Source organism: Limosilactobacillus oris DSM 4864 (genome assembly GCF_001434465.1).
Lineage (GTDB): Bacteria > Bacillota > Bacilli > Lactobacillales > Lactobacillaceae > Limosilactobacillus > Limosilactobacillus oris.
Genome location: NZ_AZGE01000003.1, coordinates 90,679 through 96,884 on the forward strand (window position 1 = coordinate 90,679; position 6,206 = coordinate 96,884).

7 protein-coding genes are annotated in these 6,206 nt (G+C 46.3%); 6 read left to right on the forward strand and 1 reads right to left on the reverse strand.

What is annotated here, in order from left to right; all coding sequences use genetic code 11:
• Positions 1-178: 178 nt before the first annotated feature.
• From FC49_RS02930 to FC49_RS09740, 6 genes are all read left to right on the forward strand, one after another.
• Positions 179-1,183 (forward strand): class I SAM-dependent methyltransferase, encoded by a 1,005-nt coding sequence (locus tag FC49_RS02930; protein WP_003714362.1) that lies wholly within the window; start codon positions 179-181, stop codon positions 1,181-1,183.
• 17 nt (positions 1,184-1,200) lie between these two features.
• Positions 1,201-2,397, forward strand: a complete 1,197-nt coding sequence (locus FC49_RS02935) for an acetate/propionate family kinase (RefSeq protein WP_003714364.1) — start codon at positions 1,201-1,203, stop codon at positions 2,395-2,397.
• A gap of 112 nt (positions 2,398-2,509) precedes the next feature.
• Positions 2,510-3,118, forward strand: coding sequence for a metallophosphoesterase (locus FC49_RS02940; RefSeq protein WP_056984111.1), 609 nt, complete (start codon positions 2,510-2,512; stop codon positions 3,116-3,118).
• Between the two features lie 52 nt (positions 3,119-3,170).
• The gene (locus FC49_RS02945; RefSeq protein ID WP_003714030.1) at positions 3,171-3,716 is read left to right on the forward strand and encodes a YutD family protein; all 546 of its coding nucleotides are present in this window, start codon (positions 3,171-3,173) and stop codon (positions 3,714-3,716) included.
• 2 nt (positions 3,717-3,718) lie between these two features.
• Positions 3,719-4,495: a TIGR01457 family HAD-type hydrolase gene (locus tag FC49_RS02950; RefSeq protein ID WP_003714031.1), complete on the forward strand. Its 777-nt coding sequence runs from the start codon at positions 3,719-3,721 to the stop codon at positions 4,493-4,495.
• The gene (locus FC49_RS09740) at positions 4,488-5,108 is read left to right on the forward strand and encodes a TIGR01906 family membrane protein (protein WP_162253471.1); all 621 of its coding nucleotides are present in this window, start codon (positions 4,488-4,490) and stop codon (positions 5,106-5,108) included. The genes FC49_RS02950 and FC49_RS09740 overlap by 8 nt, the downstream gene beginning before the upstream one ends.
• Here FC49_RS09740 and FC49_RS02955 read toward each other — a convergent pair.
• On the reverse strand, positions 5,034-5,723 hold the full coding sequence (locus tag FC49_RS02955) for a VTT domain-containing protein (protein WP_056984113.1): 690 nt from the start codon (positions 5,721-5,723) through the stop codon (positions 5,034-5,036). The two genes, FC49_RS09740 and FC49_RS02955, sit on opposite strands and share 75 nt — an antisense overlap.
• Positions 5,724-6,206: the final 483 nt, after the last annotated feature.

Sequence of the window (6,206 nt, forward strand, 5' to 3'; positions counted from 1 at the left end):
ACTATTATGCGACTCAGTATCAATTGGAGAAGCAGCTGACGGATGAGTTGGTACTCCGGGCACGTCAAAATTTAAGCCAGAAAATCCGGTGAGTGGAAAGCGTTATCTTGAATTTGCAACGGAGAATCGGTAAACTGTTAATGTAATGTTTGTCATTAATTAGGGGGTGACAGGGACATTGCAACAAACACCACAGAAATTGTTTGAACTCTTTGATCAGGGGACTGAAATCCTGCAAGCGGCTTTGCGGAGTTCGTACCTTGACGCCATGCTGGAAAACGCGGAAAACGTGATTGACGGCCGGGTGGCGGTTGAAGATGGGGTGCCGGACAAGAAAACGGTTGAGCAGCTCGAAAAGCTCTATCAGGAAATGCACCTGAAAGACGCTTCGGCTGAAACCATTCGTCAGGTCCTTCAGCTGAGCTTTTTAAAGGTGATTCGCAAGGACGCAATCCAGGCCAACCACCAGATGACGCCAGATACCATTGGCTTTTTAATGGCGTTTTTGATTGAGAAGATCAGTAAGCTTGATCGGCCTTCCACGATTTTCGACCCCGCCGTCGGAACTGGTAACCTTTTGACGACGATCATCAACCAGCTCCAACAAGCCAGTGCTGAGCCAATTCATGGCTACGGAATTGATAATGATCCGGCAATGCTGGAAGTGGCAAGCGCTAGTGTAGCCCTTCAAGGATTAGACGTGGATCTTTTTCACCAGGATGCGATTAATGCGCTGGATATTCCGGAATGTGACTTGGCGGTGGCGGATTTGCCAATTGGCTATTATCCGCTGGATCAGAATACCAAAAACTATAAGACCCGGGCTCAAAAGGGTCATTCGTACGTTCATCACCTCTTGATTGAACAAGCGATGAATTACTTGCGGCCGGGTGGCTTTGGTGTGTTCTTGGTTCCAAGCAACCTCTTCCAAACGAAGGAAGCCCAACCGTTTATCCAGTGGATGCACTCTGTCGGCTACTTACAAGGTTTAATTAACCTTCCAGCAGAGCTATTTGCCAACCAGAATGCCCAAAAGGCCATCCTGCTCCTGCAACGTCATGGTGGCAAGAGCAAGCAGGCGGTCAAGGTGCTCCTTGGCGAATTTCCGTCGTTTAAAAAGCCACAGGAGTTCAGTGCCTTTATGCAGGAAATTGACCAGTGGGTCCAGACAAACTTAAATTAATAAAAGGAGACAGTTTTATGTCAAAATCAATTGCAGTTAATGCCGGAAGCTCAACATTAAAGTTTAAGCTCTTTGATATGCCTAGTGAGGAAGTAGTTGCTGAGGGAACCATCGAGCGAATTGGAGAAAAGATGGGTCATGCTAAGATCAAGTACGCTGGTCAAAAGCACGAGGACGACCAACCATTTGCTGACCACGGGGCCGCAATCAAGTACCTGCTCGATCAGCTGATTGCTTTGGGAATTGTTAAGAACTACGATGAGATTACCGCCGTGGGTCACCGGGTAGTTGCCGGTGGTGAATACTTTAAGGATTCTGCCATTATTGACGACGACGTAATTGCAAAAATTGATTCTTTAGCAGAATATGCCCCACTGCATGATCCGGCTGAATTGATGGGAATTAAGGCTTTCCGGAAGGCATTACCAAACGCATTCGCAATTGCTGTTTTTGATACATCATTCCACGCGGAAATGCCGAAGAAGAACGCGCTTTACAGCATCCCTTACGAATGGTATGAAAAGTACGGTGCCCGGAAGTACGGTGCCCATGGTACTAGCCACCGCTATGTTGCTGCCCAAGCTGCGAAGATGCTGAAGAAGCCATTGGAAGATCTCAAGCTGATTACGATGCACATTGGTGCTGGTGCTTCTATCACGGCCGTTAAGAATGGGAAGTCCTTTGATACTTCAATGGGCTTTACGCCGCTGGCCGGGATTACAATGGCAACCCGTTCCGGGGATGTTGACCCTTCACTGGTTGCTTTTGTTGAAGAAAAGGCCGGGCTATCCTCCGATGAAATGATTGATGCCTTGAACCACAAGTCTGGGTTACTGGGAATTTCAGAATTATCACCGGACATGCGGGACATCCTTGCCGCTGCTGATAAGGGAAATGAAAAGGCACAATTAGCGTTGGATATTTACGTCAACCGGATCAAGCGGTACATTGGTGCGTACATCGCCGAAATGGACGGAGTGGACGCCATTGTCTTCACCGCTGGTGTTGGTGAAAACAGTGCCCCAGTTCGGAAACTGGTTACTGACAACCTGGACTGCTTCGGCATCAAGATTGACCAGGAAAAGAACCAATGCCATGGTGTTGAACGGGATTTGTCGGCTGCCGATGCTAAGGTGAAAACCCTGTTGATCCCAACTAACGAAGAATTAATGATTGTTCGCGATATCGAACGCTTGAAAAAAGAAGCTAACTAGGCTTAAACTATGACCGGGAATTTACCGGCTATACGAAAATGTTAATTAAAATGGAGGCTGGGAAGAAACGAACCGTTTTTCCCAGCCTTTTGTCTAATTTAGGGGTGGTTTGATGCAATTTGTAACAGCTGACACGCATTTCTTTCACAGTGAGCTTCTGGGCGTGGATAAGTTTGCGCCGCGGCCATTTCCAGATGTTGCGACAATGAACCAAACAATTATTGATAACTGGAATGCTAAGGTTGGTGAGCACAATATTGTTTACCACCTTGGTGATATCGCCCTCTATTTTACCAAGCCGCCGCGGAAGGCGTACGAAGCAATTGCCGACGTGCTAGGACAACTTCATGGGCGGTTAGTGCTGGTGAAAGGCAACCACGATAGCCGGGCCCTGTTCAAGTACCTGGCCGCGCATAATTTTATGGTTGACGGTCACCCTAAGTATGAATTTCATGATGTGGGGGTACTTTTAAAGTACAACCACCGGCAGTACTACTTGACTCACTACCCAATGATGTTGGGAATTGCGCCGCAAATTATTAACCTGCATGGGCATATTCACCACTATGCGGTGCCAGTAAAGGAAAATATTAATGTGGGAATTGATGCGCCGGAACTTGATTACCTGAACCCGCGGCCCGCTTTTGGTGCTCCCGTAAACTTTGCCGAAATTGAACAAATGATTGTCGCCAAGGCAGCCGATTTGGAGAAGCAACGGTGAGCTTTATGGTGTAAGATAGAGGAGTTAAATCAATCCAAAAGAAGGTGACAGGGTGAACCGGGCAAAAATTCAAGATTATATTGACCAGCGGGAAGAGCAACGAGCGGATCTTTATCACTATGAAGCGACGGATGAGAAGCACTTCCAGCTGAATGGGCATGCATATGAGCTCGTGAAGGAGTACCGGCACGCCTTTGATGGTGAGGAATTTGCCAAGCGTTTTAGCAATATCCTCAGTAAATATGACTACATTGTTGGTGACTGGGGATATGAACAGTTGCGGTTAACGGGCTTCTATGACCGGCAAAATCCGCTTTATAATTCCGAACATGGTGTTGAAACAATTGAGGATTTCCTTTACGAGGATTGTAATTTCGGTTGTGCCTATTTTATTGTCCATAATGACAGTGTGCATCTCCCTCGTCAGCACCGGCGACGGAAACGCCACTCACGGGGGCCGGCAATTAAAGAACGGCGGCGGAAAGCTAATCAACCAGATGTTAAGCACCGGCGCAACCAGCATGCTAAACGTGTGCGAACGGGAAAACACCAGCAAAAATTTGTGATTCGCTCACGGAAACAAGGAGACAAGGATTAGTAATGACCGCTAATTACCAAGCATATTTTATTGACCTCGACGGCACTACCTATAAGGGGAAAAAACGGATTCCAGCCGCGGCCCGGTTTATCAAACGGCTCCAGTCGGCCGGGAAGCAAGTGTTATTTGTAACGAACAACAGTACCAGGTCACCCCAATTTGTCGCCGATAACTTAGCCCAAAACCATGCTATCAACGTGGGCCCTGAAAATATATACACAACGGCACTGGCAGCTGCTGACTACTTAGATCAAATTGCCGGGAAACGACGGTCGGTATACGTAGTGGGGGAAAGCGGCCTCCGAGAGGCGTTAGCTGCGAAGGGCTTCAAGGACGATGACCAGGATCCGGACTTTGTTGTAGTGGGCTTGGATTCCCATGTTACCTATGAAAAGCTGGAGAAGGCGGTACTATTGATTCGGGCCGGTGCTAAATTTATTGGCACGAACGCTGATAGCAACCTTCCTAACGAACGGGGGATGGTTCCGGGAGCGGGCTCACTTGTTAAGTTAGTGGAGTACGCAACCCAACAAAAGCCGCTGATGATTGGCAAACCCGAAAAAATTATTATGGAAATGGCATTAAAACGAGTTGGTTTAACTACGGCTGACGCGGTGATGGTGGGGGATAACTACCATACCGATATTCAGGCGGCAATTAACGTTGGAATGGACAGCCTGTTAGTTTACACGGGCCTTTCCCGTCCAGCTGAAGTTGAACAAGAAGAGATTCAACCGACATATACGGTGGCGACTTTAGATGATTGGCAGATTGACTAGTCGAAGAGCAATCCTGATTACGCTAGTATGTATTATTAGCGTGTTTAGCGTTGCTCTTTTTATTACGATTAATGTTTCACCATGGTTCATTTCGCATCCTGGATCATTACAAGTCAGTCGAAATGGGATAAATAGTGATTACCGGCGGCTGCTTGCTTACCTTGAGCTCCCAGGTAGCCGGTTAGTGTTAGAGCAGATGCCGCTCACCGCAGCGGCACGGGGCCACTTTGCTGATGTGAAACGCTACCTGTTGCTTAATGAGCTGGTTATGGTAGTTAGTACGTCAGCTGCCTGCATACTTTTGCAAAAAGAAAAACGGCGGCAACAACTTTGGCAGTTGCTGTCACCGTTAGCGTGGGGGATGAGCATATTAGCGGTTATTTTGACAATGATGCTGGTTGACTTTCCTAGTTTGTTCATTACCAGCCATTACTGGCTCTTTGCTAAGATGGACTGGGTGTTGAATCCGCGGGTGGACCCGATTATTTTACTGATGCCGCTGAGCTTTTTTACAGAGCTGTTTATAGTTTGGGTGAGTTTAGTCTTTTTCTTCCTCGCGGTACTCTGGGGATACCTCCACTTCGCCACTGGACTTACCAAATTTCGACTTTAGGAAACCGAAAATTGCTGGGAGCAGGGTTACAAAGATAATCCCAAGAATAATTACCGAGAAGTGTTCTTGAACAAACGGCAGGTTTCCAAAGAAGTAGCCTGAACCACAACAAAGGATTACCCAAGCTAAGCAGCCAATGATGCTGTATGGGATAAAGCGGCGGTATGGGAAGCCAGATCCTGCCGCAGCAAAGGGGGCAAAGGTTCTAATAATTGGCATGAACCGGGCAAGGATGATTGCGGGCGCACCGTGACGCTCAAAGAAGGCTTCCGATTTTGCTAGACTTTCTTTATTAATCAGTTTGCCAAAGAGCGAGTGATTAGAAAGAGTCTTGCCGACTTTGTGACCGATTAAGAAGTTCAGTGAGTCACCACCCAGGCAGGCGATTAAGAAAAGCAGGGCAAAAATCCAGATGTTGAGGTTATAACGGGGGTCAGCAGCAATCGCACTGGCGGCAAACAGCAACGAATCCCCAGGAAGAAACGGCATGATTACCGCTCCAGTTTCAATGAAGATAATTGCAAACAGGATTAGGTAAGTCCAGTCGCCAAACTGATTTACAATTTGGATGATGTGCGTGTCGATATGTAATATAAAGTCGATCAGTGTAGTCAACGGTATTCTCCTTTTCTTATAGCTAGTTAACAGTGATGAAGTTTAGCAGGAAATCTGCGCCTTGTGAAGATAGCAGGGACAATATTAGGATAAACGTAATAAATCTGAAATGTTTGGGCTTGGCGAATAGTTCGCTATCAGTCCACTTTTAGGCCCTGAGTCCGGTGAAATTGTTGCTAAAACTTAGCCGATGTTCCATGATAATGAGCAAACACTAAATGATCGTTCATTATTTAGTGTTTCTGGCTAGTAGTTAAGGTTCAAAATATTGTTGACAGTAATTGGTAATTCTTGTATAGTAATTAACGTTGTCAAAGGGAATAAGCAGCTTTGAAAAAAGTCGTTGACATCGTTTTGACAGCATGATATATTATTTAAGCTACTTGTTTGAAAGCTAACAAATAATTACTTGAAATTAGTTGTTGACTTGATAATGGTAGTTGTGATAGAATATAAAAGCTGTCTGATGACAGCTTGGTAGAC